We start from the raw sequence: 26,823 nt of genomic DNA, 5'->3' as shown, positions 1-26,823 counted from the left end.
GCCGCCGCTCCCCACCGGGCCCGGGCGTCCCGACGGAGGTCGATCCTCGGGGCAGGTCGGCGAGTGGTTGCGCGTCCAGGGCGCCGCGGTGCGCGTGCGGCGCGTGGCCTACGACCCGTGCCTGTCGGAACGCGCGGTCGACACGCGTGGTCGGGTCGTGTGTCGTGTCCCGAGGGGTGGTCCGGGTGTGGCGCGGCCCCGCACTGCGTGGGGGGTGCGGGGCCGCGGTGGTGTGGTCGTTGTGGTGGCTGGTTGTGGTGGTCGGGTGTGGTGGGTGGGGGGTTAGGGGAGTGCGGGGGGTGTGTCGCGGGCTGCGAGTTGGTTGCCGGTTTTGAGGATGTGGCCTTGGGGGTCGTGGGGGTGGGTCCAGATGCTGCCGTTGGGCCAGACGACGCCGAGGTCGCTTTTGCCGTCGGCGGTGAAGTCGGCGGTGAAGACTTGGCGTGCGTCGTGGAAGTCGGTGCCGGTGAGTGAGGCGATGGCGCCGGTGGTGTCGGTGAAGTGTCCGGCGGCGTCGCCGGGGTGGACGTACATGGCACCGCCGGTGCGGATGACGCCGAGGTCGGGTTTGCCGTCGTCGGTGAAGTCGCCGGCGAACAGGTGGGTGGCGTCGGTGAAACCGAAGTAGCCGGGGACGGAGGCGATTTCGCCGGGGCCGAGTTTCCCGGTGCCGTCGCCGGCCTGGACGGTGATGTTGCCGCCCTGCCACAGCACGCCGATGTCGGTTTTCCCGTCGCCGGTGAAGTCGCCGGCGACGATCAGGCGGGCGTCCCAGAACTTGGTGTCGGGCCACATGGTGCGGTCGGGGGCGTTCGCGTCGAGCGCGAGGAACGCGTCGCCCGGGTTTCCGGCGCCGACGCCCCGGTACAGCATCATGACGCCGTCGTTGCCCAGCGCGACGAGGTCGGCCTTCGCGTCACCGGTGAAGTCGCCCGCGGTGACGGCGCGTACGTTCTTGAACCGCAGGTCGTGCCACATGCCGATCGGGGCCTGCAGTGCGGTGCCGTCGGGGGTGGCGGCGCGCAGCCACAGGGAGCCGTTGGTGTCGACGGAGACGAGGTCGGGGCGGCCGTCGCCGGTGAAGTCGCCGGCGGTGGTGAGGCGGTTGTTGGCGAAGGCGACGTCGATGGTGGCGGCGTAGGTGCTGCCGTGGATGTAGCCGCCCTGGAAGGTGGAGCGTTTGCCGGCGGCGATGTCGAGTTCGTCGGTGGTGGGGAACCCGAGGTAGCCGTTCTCCCAGCCGAGTGCGGCCCAGCGGTCGCGGTTGTTGTCTTGGACGGACCAGGCGCCGGTGGTGGCGGACCAGTAGATGGAGGCGTGGTTGGCGGTGGCTCCGAGGAAGCGGAAGTGGGTGTAGGCGCCCGGTTTGGTGGGGGTGTTGATCTGGTCGGTCGAGGGCATGCCCAGGATGCCGCGGGGGCCGCCGAGGGCTTGCCAGCGGCGGTAGATGTCGCCGTGGAGTTCGTGGACGCCAGCGTCGCCGGCGGTGATGGCGCCCGGTCCGGTGGCGGGGGTGCCGGCGAAGCGGCTGATCGCGCCGTGTCGGGTGCCGGCGCCGTCGACGATGGGTGTCTCGTCGCTGATGGGGTAGCCGAGGACGCCTCGGGTGCCGCCGCCGGCGAGCCATTTGTCGCGGACGCTGCCGCGGACGATCCACACACCGGTGTAGGGGGAGGAGTTGATGGAGGCGGCGGCGGTGGCGTTGTGGCTGTCGGCTTCGAAGTCGGCCCACCAGCCGACGCCGTCGGCGTCGCGGACGGTCCCGGTGACGGGGTAGCCCAGTTCGCCGGTCAGGCCCCCGGAGGCGAGGTATTTGGCGAGGACGGGTCCGCACAGGCTGACCGCGTTCGGGGTGGTGCGTTGGGTGGCGGAGGGGAAGGGTTGGCAGGTGGTCTGGGGGGTGGTGCTGTTCGCGAGCAGGCGCGGGTCGGCGAACCTGGTGGCGCTGGCGGGTTCGTTGGCGAGGATGAGGTAGAGGCTCCCGCCGGGGCCCTCGGCCCACAGGTCGGCGCGTTCGTCGCCGTTGAGGTCGCCGTCCGCGTGGATCCGGGGGTAGGCGGCAAGGGTCATGCCGGTGGCGATCTCCACGCGGGTGGCGAAGTCGGCGAGGGCGGTGGGGTCGGTGCCGGTGGGGGTCTTCCTGGAGGGGTGGAGGTAGAGCTTGCCGTCGCGGCGGTCGCGGGCCCACAGGTCGGGGCGCTCGTCACCGGTGACGTCGCCGGGCGCGACGACGTCGTATTGGGTCCAGTCCCCGGTGCCCAACAGGTACGCGGTGGACTTGTACTGTCCCGGGGTGCCGTTGCCCGGGAACAGCAGCAGGGCGCCGTTCTCGACGGTGATCAGGTCGAGGTTCCCGTCGCCGTCGACGTCGCCGGGCGCGACGAGTTGGGTGATGTGGGTCCAACCCTGCGCGTCGAAGGAGATGCTCGCCGGGCAGGGAAGGGAGCCCGCCACGCATCGGCGCGGGCGATTGGTTTCGACGTTCTCGCCCGAGACGTAGAACTGGGTGCGTGGGGTGGTCTGGCCGGGTGCGGGCGGGGCGGGCCGCTCGTCGTTGTAGTAGGTCCGCACGGTGGTGCCGTCGAAGACGTGGAGGTCGTCGCGGCTGCCGGCGCCGCCGCGGTGCGCGAGGACGGTCCCGGTCCAGGTCGTCGCGCCCGTCACGGGGTTCGCGGGGGCGTTCGCGGCCATCGACGTCAGGCGTCCGCCGGCGCTGGGGTCGGTGCCGGGGTCGTACATGACCAGGTCGCCGTTGTCGGCGACGGTGAGCATGTCGACGCGGCCGTCGCCGCTGATGTCGCCCAGCGTGCGGGTGGCGTTCGGGTTGCCGGGTACGAAGAACTGGTACAGGTAGGGCTGGGTGCGGTTGCCGGCCCGGTCGACGGCGCGCACGGTGAGCGTGCTCGTGGACCACTCGCCGACCGGCAGGTCGACGATCTTCCACGTCCGCTCGGACTCGTTCCACACCGCCTGGTTCGCGTTCCCGACGGGCATGCTCGCGTTGAGCACGTATTCGACCCGGTCCACGCCGGATCCGGTGTCGGAGGCGGTGACGGTGAACGTGCCCTTGCCGTCGGCGTGGTTGCCGCCGCCGTGTTCGGGATAGTCGGTGCTGGTGACCGAGGCGACCTCCGGGACGGTGCCGTCCACGGTGAAGACGCAACTGTCGGACCAGGCGGACTCCATGCCGCCGTTGCCGTCGCCGCCCTTGACGCTCCACCGGTAGTCGTGCCCGGGCACCAGCACACTCGCGGGGACGTAGCCGTGGCCGGTGGCGCCGTTCTGCCCCCACGCGACCCAGCCGCTGTTCCACACCTCCTTTCCGCCGTCGCTCAGGTCGTTGAGGGCGAACCACAGGTCCCCGTCGTCGCCGTCGGGGTCGTTGCGATTCGCCATCAGATCCAGCCGGCCCCCCTGGGGGTCGAGGCGGCCGATGTACCCGCACTTGCCGGACCCGGCGTCGCCCGCCGGGGCGGGGTCGGTGCGCAGGTTGGAGGGCGGGTTGGGGCGGGTGTTGTAGACCACCGACAGGAACGTGTCCGCGGCCTCGCGGGAGACGCGCTTGAACCCGTTGTTGCCGCTGTTCTTGGCCTCGTTGCCGTACAGACCGAACGTCACCCAACTCCAGTGGGTGCGCGCGGAGATCTGGCTCGTGACGTCGAAGTCGAGGAGTTTGTCCCCGCACTTGGCGTCGGTGTTGGAACCGGTGAACGAACCGGCGGCCCATTGCGAGACGACGGCGGGCTGGTTGTACCAGTTGGTCTGCTCGGTCAGGGTGTCGGAGACCTCCTTGAGGTACACCGGCTGCGGGTTCTTCTCGCACTCCCAAACTGCGGAGTACACCTGCTTGACGTTGAACGTCGCCGACTTGACGACCTTGCCGTCCAGAGCGATCGGCACGCGGAAGAACGATCGCTCCAGGCCCGTCTCGTCCGGCGGCCACTGCTGATAGCCCACACCGGGCTGGAAGTTGCCGGTGTTGCTGCGCCCGGGCGTGCCCTTGTGCGCCTCCTGGACCCAGTTCCACATGACGGAGTTCTTGCGCACCGGCGTCCAACTGGGGTCGATGAACACGGGGAAGACGGTCTCGGCCGACGCGAGCATGCTCGCGTTCGCCGTCAACGTCAGCGATCCCGGGCCCACCGTCGTGCCCAGGTCCGCGGTGCGCGCGAACACGCCCGGGCCCCCGGGCGTGGACACCAGGTCGATCTGCGGAACGCCTGCCGTGCCCTCGGGCGCGTCCCCCCCCGCCCCCGCGGCGAGCGTGGACCCGGCCGCGGGAGTGTTTCCGGAGCCGGAGCCGGAGCCGGAGCCGGAGGCGGAGCCGGAGTGGGGGGTGGGGGTGGTGCGCGAGTCCCACATGGTGGGTGTCGGGGCGCGGAACGCGGCGCTTCCGTCGTCGGCGCGGGCGACCAGGGATCCGTCGGCGTCGGCGACCAGGGCGACGCCCCGGGTGGAGGTACCGACCTTGAGCGACGCGAGCAGGGGATTCGCCGCGGCCTGGGCGGTCTTGACGATCAGCGTGTGGGAGAAACCGCCCTGCCCGGTAGCGGTGACCTGGAGGTCCACATCCGGCAGGACCCCCGGATACAGCGCCCCCGCCCCCGCCAGCACGGGACGGGGCAACATCGTCGGCCAGGTCAGCGCCAGCATGCGCCCCTCGCTGGTCATCGACGCCAGCACGTTGTCCCCGCCACCACCCAGGACCAGGTCCCCCGTGGTGGAGGCTGGCCGCACCCTCCCGTCCGCGGAGACCCTCAGCGTCGGGTCCAGGTCGACCCAGGCCCCGGTCTTGTTCGTCCGCGACGGCTCGACCGTGCGCTTGAGCGACAACGTGCCGTCGGGCATCGCGGTGACGGTGTCGGTCTCGGTGGTTCGGGACGGGACCGCCACGGGTGTTCCCGTGCGCTGCGCCAACGCGGCCGCGCTCTCCTCGGCCTGCGCCGGCGGCCTGCCCGGCGGAGCGGGCTCCGTCGAAGTGCCCGCGGCATTCGCCCCCGACGAGCCCCCCGCAGCCCCGGATGCCCGGGGAGCGGCGGAGGCCCGGGTGTTCCCGGAGGCGCCGGGGGCAGCGGCGCCGGCGGCGGGGGCGAGCACGCCGCACGTGAGGGCGAGGCCGACCAGAGTGCACACGGCGGCCGGGACTCGGGGACGTATTCGGGCGTGGCGGGGTGGAAGCCCCATCGCGGCTGCTCCTTGCAAGGCCGGGGAGCCCGGCGCGACTGCGCATAGGCGGAGGGAAAGTAGCGGGTCACGGCGAGTGATCACAACCAATAAGTTTCTGTGACCCGACTCACACGCTCCCCGCTCGCAATCGAGCGATCACCATCCGTCATTTGCGCTGGCATGCGTTTCGGATGCAAGGGATGATCGCGACTTCTCACGGCCCCACGACCATCCGCAGCACCTTTTCGTTGTAGTGATCCAAATCACTTCCACATCCGGAACTCTCATTGTCAACAAAGCACTTGGCCCATAGCCTGCGCCTCTCATTTGCTCTTTCGCCCGTTCCTCGGGGGCGGGAACGGCGGGACGCAGGGTGGCTGGCATGGGCGTACGGACGTGGGGGACCGGCGGCAGGACCGGACACGCGTGGAGGAGGACCCGAGGCGCGGTCATGGTCGGCACGGTGTTCGCCCTCCTGGCCGCCGTCGGCCCCGCGCAGGCACAGCCCTCCTGGATCGTCACCGACGACTCCATGCCCACCGCATCCCCGGGCGAACTGCCCCACACCAAACCCGTCTCCGGAACCACCGCCCCCAAACCGCGGATCCAGACCCCCGCCGGCGACGGACACGCCGCATGGAAGCCCGCGAAGACCCAGTGGCCCAGACCCCTGGACACCGAGGCCGTCCCCGCCACCGAGACCACCACCCCGCGCTCGTCCGCGATCGCGGCCCTGTACGCGGCCCCCTCCGACGGCCGCGTCGACGGCGGCCCGATCCGGATCACCACCCCCGGCGCAGCCCCGGCCCCGTTCCGCACCCGCGCCCCCGCCGCGCCGAACACCGCCGCCGCGCCGGCCAGGGTCAAGGTCACCGTCGCCGACCGCACCGCCACCGACCGCGCGGGCGTCGACGGCGTCCTGCTGAGCGTCGCCCGCGCGGACGGCCGCACCGACACCGGCCGGGTCACCGTCTCGCTCGACTACGCCGCGTTCCGGGACGCCTTCGGCGCGGACTGGTCCACGCGCCTGGCCCTGTTCGCGCTGCCCGAGTGCGCGCTGACCACTCCCGAGCTCCCGCAGTGCCGCACCAGGACCCCGCTCGCCACATCCCGCAACGACGCCCGCGCCCACACCGTCGCCGCCGACGTCGACCTCGCCGCGACCGCGGCACCCACCGCCCGCTCGGGCGCGGCGCCCGCCGCGGGCCGCACGGTGCTGGCCGCCGCCGCCGCGGACGCGGCCCCCTCCGGCGACTTCACCGCCACGTCCCTGACCCCCTCGGGCTCGTGGACCGCCGGCGGCAACTCGGGCTCGATGAACTGGAGTCACCCGATCCCGGTCCCGCCCGCGATCGGCGGCACCGCCCCCCAGGTCAGCCTCGCCTACAACTCCGGCGCGGTCGACGGCAAGGGCACCTCCACCAACAACCAGGCGTCGTGGGTCGGCGAGGGCTGGGACTACTCGCCCGGCTTCGTCGAACGCTCCTACCAGGCGTGCGCCAAGGACGGCCAGGACAAGTCCGGTGAGAAGTGCTGGTCGAACCAGAACTCCCTCACCCTGTCCCTCAACGGCCGCTCCTCCACCCTCCTGCGCGACGACGTCGCCAACACCTGGCGTCTGCAGGAGGACGACGGCTCCCGCATCGAACTCCTCACCGGCGCGAACAACGGCGACGACGACGGCGAACACTGGCGCCTGATCACCACCGACGGCGTCCAGTACCACTTCGGCGCCGGCCACAAGCCCGGCAGTAACAACACCGGCCCCGCCACCAACGCCACCTGGACCGCGCCCGTCTACGGCAACGACACCGGCGAACCCTGCAACAAGCCCTCCGGCTTCGATGCCTCCTGGTGCCAACAGGCCTGGCGCTGGAACCTCGACCACGTCGTCGACGCCCGCGGCGGCCTGGTCACTTTCATCTACAACGAGGAGAAGAACAACTACACCCGCGGCGCAGTCCTCGTCGGCTCCGGCACCCTCACCCCCTACACCCGTGGCGGCACCCTCGCCAGGATCACCTACGGCTCCAAGACCACCGACACCACCGAACCCACCGCCCAGGTCCTCTTCGACACGGCCGAGCGCTGCCTGAAGAAGGACGGCTTCGACTGCGACCCGGCCAAGATGACCAAGGCCAACGCGACCAAATGGCCCGACGTGCCCGTCGACAAGGTCTGCGCCGCCACCGGCACCTGCGAGCAGTACGGCCAGACGTTCTTCTCCACCCGCCGCCTCACCAAGATCGTCACCCAGGCCCGCGTCGGCGCCGCCTACCAGACGGTCGACGAATACACGCTCGACCAGGACTACCCCGACCCCCAGGACGGCTCCACCGCCACCCTGTGGCTCAACTCGATCACCCACACCGGCTACGACGGCACCAAGAAGATCGACATGCCCTCCGTCGACTTCACCGGCGCCTTCATGCCCAACCGCGTCGACGCCGGCGGTGACATGGCCCCGCCGATGAACCGACGCCGCATCACCCACATCGTCAACGAGACCGGCGGAAACACCACCTTCCGCTACAACGACCCCGAATGCGCCCCCAGCACGCTGCCCACCCCGGACAGCAACACCAAGGCTTGCTACCCCGTCTGGTGGAGCTACGGCGACTCCGAACCCGTCCAGCACTGGTTCCACAAATACACCGTCGCCCAGGTCACCGAGGAAGACCCCACCACCAACACCACCGCCCGCTCCACCTCCTACGAATACCTCGGCGGCGCGGCCTGGCACCGCGACGACGCCGAACTCACCGAGGACAAAGAGGCGTCCAAGCCCAAGTCCAAGGACCGCCGCACCTGGAACGACTACCGCGGCTACGCCGAGGTGATCACCCGATCCGGCGCCGGCACGGACAAGGTGACGAAGTCCAAGTCGCTGTACCTGCGCGGCATGGACGCCGACGTCAAGAAGGACGGCACCAAGCGCGCGGTCACCGTCACCGACGCCGCCGGCACGGCGATCACCGACGCGAACGAACTCGCGGGGTTCGCCTACGAGACGCAGACCTTCGACGGTAACGACGTTGGCAACAAGATCGTCGCCACCAGCTCGTCGCGGCCGTGGATGTCCGCGATCACCGCGACCCACAAACGCGTCCGCAACCTGCCGGACCTCACCGCCCGCATGACGCGCACGGACCGCACGCTCAACCGCAGCCTCCTGGCCGACGACAGCTGGCGCAAGACGAGCAAGGAAACCACGTACGACCCCACCTATGGGCTGCCCACCACGGTCGCGGACCTCGCCGACAACCTCGACACGTTCTGCACCACCACGACCTACGCGCACAACACCACCGCGTGGATCATCGGCAAACCCACGGAGGTCGTTTCCGTCGTCGGCGACTGCGCGACCGTCCCCGCCTACAACACCGTCTACGCCCAGTCGCGTACGTACTACGACGGACTCGGGTTCGGACAGGTCGGCGCGATCGGCGACGTCACCGCGACGGAGGCGGTCGTCGACTACAAGGTCGGCGGCGCCCAGCACTGGCTCGTCACCGGTAGGTCGGAGTACGACGTCTACGGCCGCGTGATCAAGGCCACCGACGCCGAGAACAACGTCACCACCACCGCCTACGAGCCCGCCACGGGCACCTTGCCCACCCGCACGACCACCACCAACGCCAACGGCTGGACGGCGGTCAAGGAGTTTGCCGGCCCGCGCAACCTCCCCGTCAAGGCCATCGACGCCAACGGCTTGGTGGTCCAGCAGGAATACGACGCCCTCGGCCGCCTGATCGCGGTCTGGCAACCCGGACACGCCAAGACCGGCAACGCCGACCTGCAATTCGCCTACGACGTCAACAAGACCGCTGCCTCGGTCGTCACGACCAAAACCATGCGCGTCGACAAAACCTACGCGACGTCGTACAACATCCTCGACGCCTTCCTGCACACCCGCCAGACCCAGACCGACACCGCCAACGGCGCCGTCGGGCGCCTGATCGCGGACACCTTCTACGACAGCCTCGGCCGTGTCACCAAGACCAACCAGCCCTACTACGACGACACGACCCGCCCCACGAAGTCCCTCTTCATCGCCAAGGACAACGAGGTCCCGGCCCAAAGCTCCGTCGCCTACGACGGGATGGGCCGCAAGACCGTCGAGTCCTTCTCCTCGTACACCGTCCCCCAATGGGAGACCCGCACCGCATACCGGGGCGCCGACCAGGTCGCCGTGACACCCCCCGCCGGCGGCACCGCGACCCTGTCGATCTCCGACGCCCGCGGCAAGCCCACCGAACTGCGCGAGTACAGGACCCCGCAGCCCACCGGCACGGACTTCTCCGCCATCACCTACACCTACAGCCCCCGCGAGGAACTGAAGACGGTCACCGACGCCGGCGGCAACACCTGGACCTACACCTACGACTTCCTCGGCCGCAAGATCCACACCGCCGACCCCGACAAGGGCCCCTCCGACACCACCTACGACAACGTCGGCCGCGTCGTCGGCACCACCGACGCCCGCGACCAGAAACTCCACTACGAATACGACAAACTCGGCCGCAAGACCGGCATGTACAGCGGCGAGACCGCCAACCCCGCGAACCTCCTCGCCTCGTGGTCCTACGACCGCCTCGCCAAGGGCCAACCGGACGGCTCCACCCGCTACGTCGGCGGCGCCACCGGCGACCGGTACGTCAGCGAGATCACCGGCTTCGACACCGACTCCTACCGCCCCACCGGCACCCGCGTCACCATCCCCGCCACCGAGGGCAAGCTGGCCGGCGTCTACGAGACGACCACCGAGTACGAGACCGTCACCGGCAGGCCCAGATACTCCGACCTGCCCGCGCACGGCGGCCTGCCCCAGGAGGAGATCGCCTACGGCTACAAGCCCACCGGCCAACTCGGCGCCCTCACCGGCCAGAACCCCTACCTGAGCCGCGCCGACTACGACGTCCACGGCCGCAACATCCGCACCTACCTGGGCGCCGGCCCACGCCAGGCCGTCTCCACCGCCACCTACGACCAGGCCACCGGCCGCCTGCTCTCCACTGTCTGGGACAAGCAGACCGGCCTGTCCACGTTCCTGCGGGTGGACGCCACCGCCTACACCTACAAGCCCAGCGGCGACGTCACCTCCATCAAAACCGTCCGCGACGCCACCACCACCGACACCCAGTGCTTCGCCTACGACGCCAACCGCCGCCTGAAGGAAGCCTGGACCGACACGGCCGGTACCACCACGCTTCCCGCGCCCAGCATCCCCGGCATCGGCGGCTGCACCACGCAGACCCCGACCCCGTCCACGGTCGGCGGCCCGGACCCGTACTGGCAGTCCTTCGACTACGACGTCGTCGGCAACCGCACCAAGCTCGTCGAGCACGACCCCACCAACGACCCGACGAAGAACGTCACCACCGAGTACGGCTACCGCCCGGGCACCGAGCCGACCGACCGCACCCACCGCCTGGACACGGTCACGGTCAAGACCGGCACGCGCGAGGCCATTACCACGGGCCTGACCTACGACCCGGCCGGCAATACCAAGACCCGCCCCGGCGGCGACGCCAACCTCCAGACCCTCACCTGGAACGAAGAGGACAAGCTCACCAAGGTCGCCTCCGCCACAACGACGAGCGAGTACGTCTACGACGCCGACGGCAACCGCATCATCCGCCGCGAAGCCGGCAAGACGACCCTCTACCTCGGTACCGACGAACTCACCACCAACACCGACCAGTCCGGTCCGGTCGTCGGCACGCGCCACTACCCGACGGCGGGCGGTGCCACGGTCGTCCGCAGCGGCAACGGCGCGCTGGTGTACATGACGGCCGACCACCACGGCACCCCCGGCAGCACCCTCGACGCGGCCACCCTCACGGCAACCCGCCGCCAGTCCAAGCCCTTCGGCGAGCCCCGCGGCCCCCAGCCCACCCAGGCCAACGGCCAATGGCCCGACGACAAGGGCTTCCTCGGCAAGCCCATGGACGCCACCGGCCTGACCCACGTCGGCGCCCGCGAATACGACCCCAGCCTGGGCCGCTTCATCAGCGTCGACCCGCTGATGGATCTGACCGACGCCCAACAGATGCACGGCTACACCTACAGCAGCAACAACCCCACCACTGCCAGCGACCCCACCGGCCTCGCCGAATACGACCCCTACGAGCACTACCACGGCGGCCGGGGCGGAGCCGGCGGACCGAACGGCGCCCCCTCGAACCCGCCCCCGGACAACACGCCCCCTGTCACCACAGAGATCACCGTCACAGAGACGATCACCAGCGACTACGAGGCCCCCACCTATACGTACCAGTGCCACGGGAACTGCCCCACCGCTGCCAAGCCCAAGCCGAAGCCCAAGCCCGAGCTGCCGATGTGGAAGCGGCTGGCACCCGCGGTGGCATCGGTCCTCGCGGAAGTCGGCTGCTTCGGTGCCGCCGGTGCCGCGGGCGCAGTAACCGCCGGGGCCGGGGGCGTGGCCGTCGGCGCGACCTGCGGGGCCCTCGGTGCCGCCACCTACAGCGCGGTCGGCGAGGCCGTGGACCCGGGTGGGAAACGCAGCCTCGCCCAGCAACTCATCGACGGCTTCACCGACGTGGGCCTCGGGGCCATCACCGGCGGCGGAACTCAGGCGCTTTTCAACAAGCTCCGAGCGGGCTGCCACAGTTTCGTCCCCGACACCGAAGTCCAGATGGCCGACGGATCGTCCAAACCGATCCAGGACGTCCAACCCGGCGACGAAGTCCTGGCCACCGACCCCGAAACCGGCGAGTCCAAGCCCCGGAGTGTCCTGGCAGCCGTCACCACAGAGGACGACAAGGACTTCGTCGACCTCACAGTCAGGACGGAGCAGGGTGACGCGTCCGTCATTGCCACAACGAATCACCCCTTCTGGGCGCCGGACCTGAAGCAGTGGGTTGACGCTGGGGACATCAAACCCGGCCAACCGCTGCAGTCTTCCACGGGAACTCTGCTCGGAGTTGCTGCAGTGCGGCTTTTCCATCTCCAGCAGCGCACGCACGACTTGACCGTCGATGCCGATCACACCTATTACGTATATGCGGGGCGCGCGTCGATTCTAGTTCACAATGTGAACTGCGGGTCGTTTCTATCGCAACTTCCAAAAGATAAGCCCAATCGCACTGTTGGTGTTCTTGATGTGGGTCACGATCAGCTTCCGATGATCAGTGGGAGCCAGGGCGGACGATCTCAAGCAGACCAATATAAGCTCTTCAACGGGGTGCGTGTCCCGGGGAGTAGGCCCGGGTTTGAAACACATGTTGAAGGAAATACTTCTGCATTCCTGCGCATCAACCCGGGGATTCACAAAGCGGTACTTTATGTGGATTACCCAGGAGGCGCTTGCACTGTCTGCGACCGAACTCTGCCTGCAATGCTGCCGGAAAAGACTCAGCTCTGGGTGGTATCTCCCGAAGGTATTACCAAGAGATACGTGGGTCTTCCGGACTGAAAGTTGCCGGAGGTTTTGACGACGTCTTGAATAGCGCCATTCGTTGGTTCTTTCGGCCGTATTTTGGCCGGATGCGTCCGGCGTCGCTGGGGGAGTTGAGAGCCGAGGTTCGACGGCGCGCGAGCAAAGGATTTGGATCGGGAGTCGAGCGTTAGATGCGTGTTTGAACTCCCGACTGTGATTTGCTACGGCACAGCTCGAATGGCATGGGCCCTTCGAGCCCCGAGCCGGGTGATGCCGTCGAGGATGTGCCGGGCCCAGGGCTTTAGCTTCGGCGGGGGGACGATGACACGTCGACCGGTGTGGACGGGCGGCGGATATTGGTGACGAAGGCGACGCCGCAGTTGCCGTCGACGTGAATATCCGCGACTGCGCGCCGGGGGGCGTTCCGTGCGCACGAACACCCGCATGCCCTTCGGCCAGGCTGACGGGTCGAGCATGTCGGTGACGTCTGCGACCCATACGCCCACACACGGGAGAGGTGGGCGTCGTACGCCGGGTGCATGCTCCCCTCGGTGCGTGGAGGACGCCGCGTGGATCCGGTCGGTGATCGTGAACCCGACCAAGGACGACAGCCACCGACCCTGCCCGGAGAAGCAAGCGAGGAACTCGTGAGTGCCGCCCGCCGATTCCGTTCCATTTCGGTGTGTTTCGACCCCGCTGGTGCCGTTTCGGAAGTTGCGCGAGGGCTTGGCGGGTGATCTCGGTATGGTCGGCCCACACCGTTCGCCCCGGGGTCAGCAAACGCCCACAGCGTGTGGAATCTGAACGTCTTCTTCCGGGTTGGCGCCCTCCTTGTCGGAGTGCGCGGCCCGGGTTCCTGAAAGCGCGAGGCTATATCTCGCCAGACTCACCCACGCGTGACATGCTGGCGGCACGCCCCAAGCTTGCTGCATAATTGGAGCATGAGCACCTTGATTCCGAAGAATTGGATCGACTTGGACCGTTTCCTCGAGGAATGGTACGGGACCCCCAATGCATCCCCATGTGTGCCGATCGAGGATCAAATCGCTCCTCGAAAGCTTGTTGAATGGCATCGGATTTCTTCGAAATGGAATGGGCAAATTACTCCGCAGAATTATGCTATTCCACTTGAACGGCTTCAGAAAAATGGCGGGCTGATCGAATTCTGGGCTGAAAGTCAAGGCAACTGGAGTTGGGCTTTCGATCCGAACGGAGACGGCCATGCAGTCTACGATCAGGATGCCACCGGCAAGCCGACGCCGTGGCGAGAAACGGGCGAAACATTGGAGGAATTTCTTATTCATGCGACGGTATTGGAGGCTGTATTTGGCGCACCCGAAGCAACAACCGCCACGAATGTTCCACTTGAGTGGATTCTGACTCACGGAGAATGCGCTCTATTTTACCAGGAATGGCGCTGGCCTGCTCAAGGTTCCCGAATTGTCGCGGGAGGTCGGTGGATCGGTCTGGTTTCTCCCGTCCGAGAAGGGTCCGTCGAATACGACATAACTTTGGGGGCGAGGCATGCAGAACAGCTTACCTGGGTGCTAGAAGCGCCCGGTATTGACTGGCAGTCCTACAGTGCTTCGGAAAATACAACGGATGATGAACCTCTCCCGTGGTAAATATGGATTGTGACTTCCGGGCGTAGGTATAGAACGGCCAGGGGTGGGCTGGGGTGTGATTCCGGGGGTGGTGTTTGGTGTGTGGGTGGTGGTGTGGGTTGGGGTGTCGCGGGTTGGGTGAGAATGTCTCAGGGCCGTCCGAGCGGGCTCCGTGGGGGCCTGACCTGGGGGTGTGGCGGTTTCGTTGAGAACTCGCGGGGGTATTGCACATACCTCGTCCGTGTAAATGCCCGGATCGTGTTTGTGCTGGTCACAGCGTTTTGATCTGGGTCGCAGAGGTGGGACGGCGGTCTACCGCCCGGGTGCGCGGGGCCCGGTGGTAGTGGGGCGGTGTCGGGTTTCGGCGGTGTGGTCGAGGCGGATCGCGTCGAGGCCGGTTTTGGTGATGCGTTCGGTGCCGTCGTCGATGGCGGTGATGGCGGCCTGGCGGATGAGGCGGGTGAGGCTTCCGATTCGTCCGGCGGTGCGTCGGTGGAGGCAGGGCGCGAGGCGGGGGAGTGTCCCGGGTCGATGTGCGTTCGGGTCGAGGGCGGTTTCCACTCCGGTGATCGACTCTTTGAACGGTTCGCGTGTGCCGAGCCGTGTGGGGAACGCCCCGCACTCGACCGGCGAGGCCCGTCCGGCGAGTTGCGCGCCGCGTACCCCACCGAACAACGCGGTTGTCACCACGTCGATGCCCGCGTACACGAACGTCGCGCCGATGCGTTCGGTGAGGTCCTTCAGCAGGTCGGCGGTTTCCGCGCCGGTGGTGGTGCGCGGGTCGAGGGCGGCGGGGTTTCGTCGATGAGGACCAGGCGGACGTCTGCGCGGTCGAGGGTGTGGCACACGGCCTCGGTGATCTGGGCCTGCGTCATCCGGGCCGTGACGGGGACGCCGAGATAGCGGGCGAACTCGGCGGCGAGGGCCTTCGCGGTCGCGCCCGGCGGTACGAGGACGTACGCCACCGGCACCCACTCCTCCAACCCTCCACCCCCTGCGCCGTGTCGGGCGGCCTCCGCGAGGCGGCAGGCGCGTCCGGCGCGGGTGCAGGGTGGTGGTCTTGCCCGCGGCGGCGGGGCCGCCGGCGATCGACGTCGGTCGGGCGGTGGTCTTTTGCCGGCGGTTCCGGGCCCGGGAGCATCGGGGTGCGTGTGTTCGTGGCGTGGGTGTCGATGGTCGGGGTGCGGAGGGTCACGAACGCGGAGTGGTAGGCCGGGCGTTCCTCCCGGCTGCGTGGCGGTGCGCCGGGGTCGGGTGGCGTCGGGGGGTGTGTGGTCGCGAAGTTCTGCCAGCCCTGCGAGGTGGTGACCGGCCGGGACTGTTCCGTCGTGTCCGCATCCTCGCCGGCTGGGCCGTCGCCGGAGTGCACGCCGGGGCTCACCGTTTCAGGGTCTCCTCGTGTGCGTCGTAGAGCCCGTATCCCGGGTACGGCGGGGCGGGGGAGTCGAGTTCGTCTTCGCCGGTGTCCGGCAGCGGGGACTCGTCGCAACCGTCGTCGAGCTCGTCGAGGCCGTCCTCGTCCTTTCCGCAGACCGTGTCGTCGAGGTCCTGTTCCCACTCTTCGCGTACCGCGCGTGCCGGCGGGGGAGTCCGGGTGGGTGTGCCGCGGGTGAGGAGGCGTTGTTCGGCACGGGTGGAGTGTCCTGTGTGGGCGCGGCGCATGAGCCGGTCGAGCGCATCGGCGAGGTCGGCCTCGTACCGGTCGCGGTCCGCGTGGCGGGCGGTGGCCGTTTTGACGTACCGCCGGGTGCGGTCGTCGAACGGGTGGTGGGTGTGGTCGCGGTGGATCCGGGGGATCTGCGTCAACTTGCCGTCGGGCGGTCGGATCCACACCCGGCGGCCGTCGTGGGGGTTGTGATGGACCTCCGACTTCCCGTGCCGGGTGGCGATGCCGGAGGTGCCCGCGAAGCGGGCCCGGGACCCTCGTGGTGGTGGGTGCGGATCCCGTGTTCGCCATCGGCCTGAAGGCGCTCCGGCACCGGTTCGGGGTGGTCGGTGCCGGTCGGTGGTATCGGCATGTACCCATACGCCGTGACGGGAGCCGCTCACATCCGTTTCGGGGCCGGCGGGGTCCCGGAGGCGTGGGCCATTGCACCCGGTCCGTGTGTCTGGTCCGGGGCCTCGTCGGCCGGCCCCGCCCGCTCCGCAGTTGCCTTGTGCGTGGCCGGGTCGCGTCGTGATGTCCGCGTCTGGGTCGGGTGAGGGGCGCGGCGCGGTGTGGTCCGGGCGCGCGGTTCGGTCATCCGTTGTCGGCGACGGCCTCCAGGATTCGGTTCAGGAGTGCGCGAGCGGCTGCCGAGATCACGGCTGTGGCCACCGCCGTTCGGACTCGGTCGAGCTGTGGGTGCGGGTGGCGTTCGGGGCGTGGTGACGGATTCGTCGCGTCCGGTCGGTTTGCGTTCACGGGTATGTCCCCTCTTGGGTCGGCGATCTCGTGCGGAGTGGTCCGATGGGGGCAAGTACGGGGGTTCGCCGTCGGGTTCGGCCACCGGCGCTTCCGGGCGAACGGCACGTCTACGCTGGTCGGGTGGTGAACAAGGAATCGTTCGACGAACGTTCGCGGCGAACGCCGGACACGACGTGGGGCCGGTGACCGTGGTCGATGCGGATCGACCTTGTGGCCGTGCCCTGGTCGAGGCACTGGCGGCGCTGCGTCGCGATGCGGGTAATCCGTCTTGGGGCATGCTCGGTGCCGCCGCCCGCCGGCACCGGCCCTCGCTGAAATTGTCGAAGTCCTCGCTCAGTACGTGGTTCGCGGGTGAAACGGTGCCCAAGGACGGCGACGCCTTCGCCTTCCTCGTCGCGTGCCTCGAGGCGTCGGCCGCCTCCAGGACGCCCGGCTGGAAGGGCCCCTCGTTTGCGCGGCTGCGCCGGGCGGCCGAACAGGAGCGCAGACGTGAGACGGGCACGCGAGCGCGTGGCGTCCGCGAGGCGAGTGCCGTGTCCGCGTATGTGCCCACGTCTTCCGGTGAGGAGCGGGTCGCGTCCGGCGGAGGTCGGGAGCACACCGGCGGAGCGCCGCCGACATCGACGCGTCCTCGTCGGCCGGCGCCGCCGGGGCGCCCGATCGCGGACTTGGTGGACGAGGACGCCTTGGTGTTCGGCGTGCATCCCGCGATCGAGGAGCCGGAACACGTGCGTGGCGCCTTGTCGGTGCTGCCCGCTTATGTCACTCGCGCGCTCGACGGCGCGCTGCATGAGCGGGCCCTCGAAGCCGTCGAGGGCCGCAGTGTGCTGGTGACCCTGGTCGGGGAGTCGTCGACGGGCAAGACACGCGCCTGCTGGGAGGCCGTTCGAAGCCTTCCCCGCGATTGGCGCCTGTGGCACCCGCTGGACCGGGAGACGACGGCCGAGTCGCTCGACCGTGTGGGCCCCGGGACCGTCGTGTGGCTCGACGAGGCCCAGAATTACCTGCGCTCCGAACGCATAGCCCTGCTTCTGCGCGATCTGATCCGTGAGCCGGGACGACACCCGGTCCTGTTGCTGGCGACGATGTGGCCCGACCACTGGGCCCGCCTCACCGTCCCGCCGCCTGGGAGCCGGGAAGGACACGATGATCGTCATCTGCACGCGCGCAAGCTCCTGTCCGGGACCGCCTTGCGCGTGGACTCCCGTTTCACGGGCGCGGAGGTCGAGGGCGCATGGGCCAAAGCCGCTGACGATCCGCGTCTCGTGGCAGCCCTGAACCGTGAAGACCCGACGCGGATCGCCCAGTACCTGGCGGGCGCCCCGGACCTGCTGGCGCGCCACCGCAACGCCCCCGTGGCCACGCGGGCGGTCCTGGACGCGGCCGTCGACGCACGGCGCCTGGGCCACGGCACCGCCCTGGCCCACGATTTCCTTGCCCGTGCCGCCACGGACTACATCGACGACGACGAGTGGGACGCCCTACCCGAGGACTGGTACGAGCGCGCGTTGGAAGAGTGCGCGCTTTCCTGCCACGGCGCCACGGCGCCCCTGGCTCGGATCCGACCACGCGGACCCGGCAATGAAACCGGTCGTGGCGTGTACCGACTCGCGGACGTCCTCCACGAACACGGGATGGTGGCCCGCCGGGGAGTGTGCCCACCCACGTCCTTCTGGGACAGCGCGGTCGAACATACCCGAGGGGGCGACCGTTCGGCCCTGGCTGCCGCGGCCCGGGAGCGGTGCCGGCTGCGGCACGCCGCCCTGCTGTATCGACCGGCGGCGGACGCGGGCGACACCGAGGCCCTCGCGGCGCTGTCGCGAATACACGCGGATATCGGCGACGCCGAGCAAGCGGAAAGCTTCGCCTTCGCCGCGGCGACACGGGGAAACCCCACCGCGCTGTGGTGTCTTGCCCCTCGGGGTCGGCGCGGAGGGCGTCTGCGTGCCGCGGCGGCGGAGTTCGGCCATCCGCAGGCGCTGGAAGAGCAAGTGCGGATACGCATCGAGGCCGGCGAGGTGGCCCAAGCCGAGGAGTTCGCCCTCCGGGCGGGCAGCCATGACAACGGCGGCCTCATCGACGATGTCGTGGACGCCTGGATCGACCATGACGACTGGAAACGGGCCGAAGCCCTCGTCGGCAAAGCTCTGGAGCTGGGAATCGACTGGTCCTACGGCACCCTCGCCCGCTTCAGGCTCGACGACGACGAGGCCGGCGCGCTCGACTACGCCCGACAGGGCCTGCAACACAACATCACGGACGCCTACCGCGACCTGGCCCGGGCACGGCTCGACCGGGGCGACCGCGCAGGGGCGGACGAGTACCTGCTCGTCGCCGCCGACAACGGCGACTTCCTCGCTCTGGACGACCTGTCACAAGCCCGTGTCGCGGCCGGCGACCACGCCGCAGCCGAACGCTTTGCGCATCAGGCCGCCGACCACGGCTATACCCGGGTTCTCGCGACCCTCGTGCGTGACCGCATCGCCGCCGGAGATCTCGCCTCGGCTCGATGCCTGGCCATCGAAACCGACCGCCGGCACGGCACCCATACCCTGCGGGACGTGATCGCCGCGCACGAGCAGGCGGGCGATTGGCCGATGGCGGAGACCCTCGCCCACAAGGCGACGGAACTCGGCGACATCGGCGTCCTCCCTCACCACGCACACCTGAGAGCCGTGGCGGGTGATCGGAAAGCGTCGCTCCGTGTCTTGCGCACGGCTGCCGATCTCGGCGTCCCGGAGGCTCTCGTCGATCTGGCCCTGGATTTTCTGGCGCGTGACGACATGATGACAGCACGAGAGCTGGCCAGCCGTGCCGCAGAACTGGGCGAACACGATGTTTTCGTGCAATTGGCCAAAGCCCGGCTGAGGTTGGGCGACTGCGCCGAGGTCGAAGACCTGTTGCGCGAGGGCGTCGACCGGCACGAACCACAAGCGTCGGGCGAACTTTGCCTGCTGTTGGAACGCACTGCACGGTCGGCGGAGGCAGAAGGGCTCGCCCTCCGAGCCGCTCATGCCAACGACCACGTCCCACTGGGTCTGTTGGTGACCGCACGCGAGCACACCAGGCGTGCGGATGCCGAACGCCTCGCCCACCGGGCCGCCGACCTGGGCAACCCGCGCCCCCTGAAGGAGATGCTCAGCCGACGGGCGGCCGCAGGCGACACCGCTGCGGAATGGAGGCTTGCGCGGGCTCTGATCGACTATGGCTTCCTCACCAACTGGAAACCGACCGGCTGTGTGGGTCGGTACGGCATCGAACCCGACGGCACCGCATCGGCGCCTTGGCGGATGCCGACATTCCAAGATCCCCACCCCGACTCGGAGGGCGGCTCACCCTGACCGAAAAGACGAGACCACAGACACGACATTCGATCTCGGCGGGGTGACGGGTGCGCATCCGGCCCGGGCGGAGGTCTCGGTTTCGTTGTGAGGGTCCTGGCGGGTTGCCGACCACTTGGATTTCGACGCCTTCGCGGCCCCACCGCCGTACTGGCACGACCGGGAACTCCGTCACCGGATCCGGGTCCCCGAACGCCACCGCGGACAGTGCGTCCGTCGTCCCTCGTGTCGTCCGGGGCGGCTCCCGGCCCCGGCGCGACCGGCGCACCGGTGGCGGTCGCCGGCTGCCTGCGTGAACTCGTGCCCGACCAGGACGTCCGCCGTATCGCCTTCCCCATCCGCCGCACTCTCCGCGCGGTGCGCCGGGAACTGCGCGCCGCCCTGGAACTGCCGGGCCGGCCTCCGTGTTGCGTCGGCGAGTTCGACCGACTCCTCGAGGCCGAACTCGCCGCCCCGCCCGCCCCCGGGCCCTCGTCCTGGACGAGGCACGGTCCCCCAGCCCCCATGGCGGGGTGGGGGGTGGGTCGGTGGGGGTTCAGAGCTTGAAGACGAAGCGGTGGCGTTTGTGTGCGAAGCCTTGGCGGTCCGCGAACATGTCGTGGGCCATGGCCTCGAGTTCCTCGGCCTCGTAGGCGGCGATCGGTTTGAGGGCGCCGTCGACGGACAGGGTCTTGCGTTTGGTGTCGATGGTCTGCTCGTGTGTTTCGACTTCCGCCCGGGCGAGGTCGGTCAACCACCTGTCGAAGTCGGTTTTCCCGGCGGGGCCGATGCGGTCGAGGAGGCCGATGGCGAGCGCGGTCTGCGCGTCGATCGGCCTGCAGTCGGTGGTGAGTCGTCGGGCCGTCGCGTCGCCGACGCGCCGGGGCAGAGTGTAGGTGTGCAGTTCCGAGCCGGTCAGTCCCATGGTCGCGTAGTGCGGGTTCAACACGATGCCCGGCCGGGCGACGACCACGTCGGCCCCCAGAGGAAGCATCACACCGCCCGCGCCCGCGTTGGCCTCGAACGCCGCGACGAGGACCTGTCCGGTGGTGGTGAGGAGGGTGCGGCAGACGGCGTTGATGGCCGTGATGTTCAGCCACGCCTGCAACGCCGGTCGATCGGCGGCCTCGATGACGTTGAGATGGATGCCGTTGGAGAAGAACTCGGAACCGCCCCGCAGGACCAGCACCTTGGTGTCCCGGGCCGTTGCCTGGCGCAGCGCGGACAGGAGTCGTTCACACTGGCGTGTGCTCATGGCGCCGTTGTAGAAGTCGAATGTGAGGTATCCGATGTCACCCTCGCGGCGGTACTCGATATCGGTGTACGGCGAGTACGTCGCTTCGGGCAGGGCCGCGACGTCCACCCCGTAACTGCCGCGCGCCAGCGTTTGCAGTGCGGGAAGCTTGCAGGCACGGGCCGTGCGTTCGGTCCTGGCGCGCATGTGTCCGATCCATACGCTGGAGTCCCGGGCGGCCACGCGCACGGCTTCGTGGTGGCGTGCCACGATCGTGCCCGGGAGCGCTCCGGCGACCGGGCCGTCCAAGCGCGCGTCGTAGAGGTAGGCGGACCCGGAACCGATGTTCGCGAGCACCCCCGGGAATCCGTCCGCCGCCGCGATCGATCGCACGATGTCCGGCCCCGGTGAGTCCCACCGGAACGCGCGGTCCGTTTGTGACATCGCCGGGCGCAGGCGAGCCGAGGGCACCGCCTTCGGGTATCGCTCCGCGGGCACGGGCAGGAATGTGGGATCCCCGGCCTTCTGGGCGACCTCGAGAACGCATGCGACGGCCGCGTCGGCGACGGGCCCGTTGTAGACGGCCGACTTGCGTGCCGGAGGGTCGCTCGTCGCGAACGTGCGCGTCGCCCAGATGGGCCCCGCGTCCATGTCCTCCACGGCCGACAGGGCTGTCACGCCCCAGAGCGGCTCACCGTCGGCAATGGCCCAGTCCAACGAGGAGGGTCCGCGATCGCCGACCGCGCCCGGATGAATGACGACCGTGGGCCAGGCCTTCCAGACGGACGACGGGATGCGCGTCTTCAGGAACGGGCAGATGACGACGTCGAAATCCGCCGGGGCGACTGCCTGCAGAATGTCCGACTCATCGGCGACCACGGCGAGTCGCACCGTGTGGCCGGCCGCCCGAAGAGCCAGGTCGGCGCGTTGGGTCAGGCCGTTGTTGCCACTGGCGATGAGAAGGATGCGTCGCACGGCGTTTCCGTTCCATGTGTCGGATCGTCGGATCCGAACATTCGTCGAGGCCATGCGCCTGTGAACGCCCATGGCGAGCCTGTGTTCCGCCGCCGCGTGCGTCCGGATGGGAAGACCTCGGACGGCGGCGGCCCCGTGAGCAGGGAGGCACCCGCGATTGCCGCAGGTCCCTTCACGGTCAACGCGAACCCCGGGGCCGTGGTCGCGGGCACCACGGCGATCTCGATCAAAAGGACGACGAACCACGGGTTTTACCCCGGGTCGCCGTCCATGCTCTCGGGGCCATGGCGGGCTCGGTGGTGACACTGGTCGGCGTCGGCGTCGGCGTCGGCGTCGGCGTCGGCGTCGGCGTCGTCGGCGTCGTCGGCGTCGTGGTTGGCGTGGTGCCGGGATCGCGGTGATGGCATCGGGTGCGGAGCGGGACGCGAGGTGGTGGTGTCGCGGCCCGGTCGTGGCGAGGCGCTCGTACCGCTACGTCCCGCTGCCGTGGGCGCGGGCCCGGAAGCCGGCCGGGGTCTCGCCCGTGCGATGGCGGAAGAACCTGGTGAAGACCGAAGAGTTCGGGAACCCGCGCCGGTCCCCGATTGTGAGTGGTTGTTGGTTGTTGGTTGTGGGGGCGTGGTGGGGTGTGTGGGTCGGGGGTTTCGCTGTTGTGTCGGGATGGTTGTTCCGGGCGTGGGGTTGGTGGGTGGGTTTTCGGGGGTGTGGTGTGGGGTGTTGGGGTGGGCTCGGGTGGGGTTGTGAGCTGGGGTTTTCGCACTCGTATCGGGTTTCGCGGGTGTTGTGGGATGTACTGGGATTGCTGTCGACCTGGACCTGCTCACCCGGCCGTGACGCGCCCACGGGAGCGAACGGCGGCGGCGTCGCGCTCGCGGTCCGCGCCGGCCGCCCCGGCAACTCCGCCGGATCGGCCAGAGCATTCACCAACCGATAAAACGTCGCCCGCGACGGCAAAGCCACCACACCCGGTCCGTGCGTCTGCTCCAGGATCTCCCCGGCCCACCGCCGCAACCCCTCCACCGTGCCCTTCGACCGCCCCCGCTGCCGCCGCAACACCTCCAACACGGCCACCACCACCCGCTCGTCGCTGCGCCCGGTCGCGTTCGCGCCGCGTGTGGCGCGGTGGTCGACCAAACCCCACAGCCCCTGCCATCGGTATCGGCCGCGCATGCGCTGCACCGTCGCCACACTCACCCCCGCCCACCCCGACGCCCGCATCTCCTCGGCCTTGGCCCGTTCCCGCTGTGCCACGGTGCACCGCTCGGGGTCGTACTCCGGCCGCGGCGTCCCGCCACCACCGACACCGGCCACTCCGGTCTCGATCTCGCGGATGTGCCGCTGCCACGCCGACGCCCTCTCCCGCGCCGCGGCCGGGGGGGGTCTCGAACAGCCCCCACCGCGGCAGCGCCTGCGGTTGCTCGCCCTGCGATACGGCGAACCCGGGATCGGCGAACAGAGAGCCGGCGAGCACCACCTCGTCCTCCCGGGCCTCTCGGGCCGGGTGCATTCGCGCTCCGGCCAAGCCGACGACCTGCCACCACCCACCGCGAAAACACACGCTGCGCGCCGACCGCCACGACCGGCCGCTCATCCCGCTGGGCTTCGTCGGAGCGCGTGATGTGGCGTCGTCGTGGTCTCGGGTTCCGGTCGGCTCCAACCGCAGCATACTAGATAGAGGTATGGTTTATAGAACTGTACTTCTATCTCTGTGAGGACTTCTGTGGACAAGCCCCCCGAGATGTTCGATCGCGACTACGAATGGTCCGCGCTCACCCGATTCATCACCGACGAGCAACCCGGGGCCAGTCTCGGCGTGGTCTCCGGACGGCGACGTCAGGGCAAGACGTTCCTCCTCGACGCCGCCTGCCGTGCCGCCGGGGGTTTCTACTTCGGCGCGACCGAGGCCGCCGACGCGGAGTCGTTGCGTCGGATCAGCGCGAGCCTCACCGCCCACACCCGACCCGCCAGCCCGCACCACTTCGAGAACTGGTTCGAGGTCGTCGACGCGCTCCTCGCCCTCGGAGCGCAGCGGCCGGTGCCCGTCGTGATCGACGAATTCCCCTACCTGGCCAAGGCCAATCCGGAACTGCCGTCCGTCATCCAGGAGGCATTCCGCCCCCTGCGCGATCAGCGCACCGCCTCCCGCGCGCGACTGCTGCTGTGCGGCTCCGCCCTGTCCTTCATGGGCAAACTCCTGTCCGGCAACGCCCCCCTGCGCGGCCGCGCAGGACTGGAACTGCTCGTCCGCCCCCTCGACTACCGCCTCGCCGCGGACTTCTGGGACATCACCGACCCCCACCTCGCCCTCCGCGTCAACGCCGTCGTCGGCGGCACACCCGCCTACCGCCGCGAGTTCGCCCGCGGCGACAGCCCCACCGGCCCCGACGACTTCGACGACTGGGTCGTGCGCACCGTCCTCAACCCCGAGACACCCCTCTTCCGCGAAGGCCGCTACCTCCTCGCCGAGGAACCCGACCTGCGCGACACCACCCTGTATCTGTCCGTCCTCGCCGCCGTCGCCGACGGCAACGCCACCCGCGGCGGCATGGCCGGCTACCTCGAACGCAAGGCCACCGACATCGCCCACCCCATCAACGTCCTCGAAGACGCCGGACTCCTCCACCGCGACGCCGACGTCTTCCGCGACAACCGACCCACCTACCGCATCGCCGAACCCCTCATCCGCTTCCACCACGCCATCATGCGACCGGTCTGGGACCAACTGGAGCGCCCCGGGAGCGCCCCCCGGGTCTGGCAGGCCAGCCGCCGCCGCTTCGCCGGCAACGTCCTGGGCCCCCACTTCGAACAAGTCTGCCGGGACTGGACCCTGCACCACGCCGACCCCGACCTCCTCGGAGGCCTGCCCGCCCGAGTCGGCCACGGCACCGTCCACGACCCCAAGGCCCGCACCGGCCACGAGATCGACGTCGCCGCCATCGGCATCGCCGACGGAACCAAACCACCCATGCTCGCCATCGGCGAAGCAAAATGGAACGACATCATCGGCATCGCCCACATCGAACGCCTCCGCGCCATCCGCACCCTCATCGGCCACGCCGGACGCTACGACACCACCCACACCCGACTCGTCTGCTTCAGCGGAGCCGGCTTCAACGACAAGGCCCGCGCCGCAGCCCACGCCGACCCCCACATCCTCCTCGTCGACCTCCACACGCTCTACGGCCGGACATGACACCCACCGACACCGGCCGATCCTCCTGCCGTACCCGCCACGGGTCATCCACCCACCCGAACCCCACCCCGGACCCGCGTCCCCACGCCGCCTGCGGATGACGGCGCCCATCCACGCGATCAAAGGCCCGCCGTAGTCGACCGCGATCACCGGCCCCAGCCACGGCCGTCCGACCCGTACCCCGAGCTCGCGGCAGAACGCCCCGTCCACCCGCAACGTCCGAGGACGCCCGGCACCGCCGTCGCGCCACAACCGCTGCGCCATGCCCGGATCCAGCAGCGCGTCCACCACCGCCACCACCTCCGGAAACACCGCCGCGTCCCCCCCGACCACCCGCCACCACGCGAAATCACCCCTGGCGTCCCCACCCGCGACCGCGCGCAACCGACGCGGCCAGATCCCCCCGCTTCCAGTGCAGCGCCGACTCCCGCCACCGACACACCACCGCCCACGCGACCCCGAACACCGCCCCGGCATCGATTCCGGCCCGCGCCGCCCGCCGCGCCACACCCACCGCCGCCGCGCCGCGGCCACCTCGAGCAAGTCCGGGTGTTCTGGCACCCCGTCGGCGTCCGCGTCCAGGCCCCACCGCGCGTGCCGCACGCACACCCGCCCACCGCCGCGCCGCGTACCGAACCACCCGAACCACCCCCTCCGGCCCTGCGGCCCGCCGCGCCGTACACCACCGGCACCGGAACGCCACCGGCCGTGTGAGTGTGTGGTGTGGTGTCAGCGGGTTGGGTGTCAGCGGTTCCGGGTCCGGTTTCCCCTTGTTGAGCTGGGCTTTGTCCGGCTGATCGCGGGATTGTTGGCTGTCACGGGGTGAGCGAACCGCTGTCGTGGCCTGCCCAACAGCGGCTGGCACATGCGTGGTGTGGCTGTCGTGGGGATGCGCATTCCTGTGTCGGCCGGCTCGAGGGCGGGGTGTGCTTGCGGGTATGAGCGTGAAGTCGTCTCCGCCGCCGGTTTCTTCGGTCCCGGGTACCTCCCGCACGCCGCCGCCGTCCGCCGTTGCCGCGCAGGCGTCGTCTCCCGCGTCGGTGTCTGGGGACCGTGCTTTGACGCGCCGGTTGGTGGTGTCCCGTCTTCTCGCGCTGGACGAGGCCAAGTCTTTGGAGACGGTGCACGTGCGGATCGCCGCGGCCGCGGCCTCGGTGGCGCCGCGCACGGTGTGGCGGTGGTTGGCGATCGCCCGCGAGTCCGGACGGGCGGAACCCGCCCGGCGGCATTCCTTCACGCTCACGGACGCGGTGTGGGCGCGCCTGTCGGACCCGGGCCCGAACGTGAAGGCCCTGCACGACTGGATGCGGGAACACCCGCACGAGGCCCCGCCGTCGCCGACCACGAACCCCCTGCCGTCGCCGGCGACGCTCTACCGCGCCGTGCAGCAAGAGCAACACGCGGGCCGTGTCCTGGAGATCTCCCGACCCGCGCACACCCGACGCGACCGGGACCGCTACGACCGCGCCCTGGCCGAACTCGCGCTCCCGGGCACGGCCTGCGAGGCCGGCCGGATCACCCT

8 protein-coding genes are annotated in these 26,823 nt (G+C 69.6%); 4 read left to right on the top strand and 4 right to left on the bottom strand.

Features of this window, described 5'->3' with window-relative positions; translation table 11 throughout:
- Positions 1-282: 282 nt before the first annotated feature.
- Complete coding sequence (locus tag ACIBM5_RS44565) at positions 283-5,184, bottom strand: FG-GAP-like repeat-containing protein (protein ID WP_396012412.1); 4,902 nt, start codon at positions 5,182-5,184, stop codon at positions 283-285.
- A 364-nt stretch (positions 5,185-5,548) separates the two neighbouring features.
- On the opposite strand from ACIBM5_RS44565, the gene ACIBM5_RS44560 reads away from it, so the two are divergent.
- Both ACIBM5_RS44560 and ACIBM5_RS44555 read left to right on the top strand, forming a co-directional pair.
- Complete coding sequence (locus ACIBM5_RS44560) at positions 5,549-12,604, top strand: RHS repeat-associated core domain-containing protein (RefSeq protein ID WP_396012411.1); 7,056 nt, start codon at positions 5,549-5,551, stop codon at positions 12,602-12,604.
- Positions 12,605-13,509: 905 nt separating this feature from the next.
- Positions 13,510-14,193 (top strand): hypothetical protein, encoded by a 684-nt coding sequence (locus tag ACIBM5_RS44555; protein WP_396012410.1) that lies wholly within the window; start codon positions 13,510-13,512, stop codon positions 14,191-14,193.
- 719 nt (positions 14,194-14,912) lie between these two features.
- Here the strand turns inward: ACIBM5_RS44555 and ACIBM5_RS44550 are convergent.
- Positions 14,913-15,137 (bottom strand): TniB family NTP-binding protein, encoded by a 225-nt coding sequence (locus ACIBM5_RS44550; RefSeq protein ID WP_396012409.1) that lies wholly within the window; start codon positions 15,135-15,137, stop codon positions 14,913-14,915.
- 412 nt (positions 15,138-15,549) lie between these two features.
- Complete coding sequence (locus ACIBM5_RS44545) at positions 15,550-15,978, bottom strand: hypothetical protein (protein ID WP_396012408.1); 429 nt, start codon at positions 15,976-15,978, stop codon at positions 15,550-15,552.
- Between the two features lie 783 nt (positions 15,979-16,761).
- Between ACIBM5_RS44545 and ACIBM5_RS44540 the strand changes: the two genes are divergently transcribed.
- A complete protein-coding gene (locus ACIBM5_RS44540) occupies positions 16,762-19,920 on the top strand; it encodes a hypothetical protein (RefSeq protein ID WP_396012407.1) in 3,159 nt (1,052 codons plus the stop codon).
- Positions 19,921-20,455: 535 nt separating this feature from the next.
- Here the strand turns inward: ACIBM5_RS44540 and ACIBM5_RS44535 are convergent.
- Positions 20,456-22,108, bottom strand: coding sequence for an enoyl-CoA hydratase-related protein (locus ACIBM5_RS44535; RefSeq protein WP_396012406.1), 1,653 nt, complete (start codon positions 22,106-22,108; stop codon positions 20,456-20,458).
- A 1,720-nt stretch (positions 22,109-23,828) separates the two neighbouring features.
- On the opposite strand from ACIBM5_RS44535, the gene ACIBM5_RS44530 reads away from it, so the two are divergent.
- Positions 23,829-25,301: an ATP-binding protein gene (locus ACIBM5_RS44530; RefSeq protein ID WP_396012405.1), complete on the top strand. Its 1,473-nt coding sequence runs from the start codon at positions 23,829-23,831 to the stop codon at positions 25,299-25,301.
- Positions 25,302-26,823: the final 1,522 nt, after the last annotated feature.

It is taken from the genome of Embleya sp. NPDC050493 (assembly GCF_044458105.1).
GTDB lineage: Bacteria > Actinomycetota > Actinomycetes > Streptomycetales > Streptomycetaceae > Embleya.
The sequence above is the reverse complement of the archived record's forward strand: the minus strand, read 5'-3'. Positions and strand labels throughout refer to the sequence as shown.

Bases quoted from the DNA above. Each gene is read 5' to 3' on its own strand.
- ACIBM5_RS44555 (WP_396012410.1), top strand. From the start codon at position 13,510: ATGAGCACCTTGATTCCGAAGAATTGGATCGACTTGGACCGTTTCCTC.
- ACIBM5_RS44560 (WP_396012411.1), top strand. From the start codon at position 5,549: ATGGGCGTACGGACGTGGGGGACCGGCGGCAGGACCGGACACGCGTGG.
- ACIBM5_RS44565 (WP_396012412.1), bottom strand. From the start codon at position 5,184: ATGGGGCTTCCACCCCGCCACGCCCGAATACGTCCCCGAGTCCCGGCC.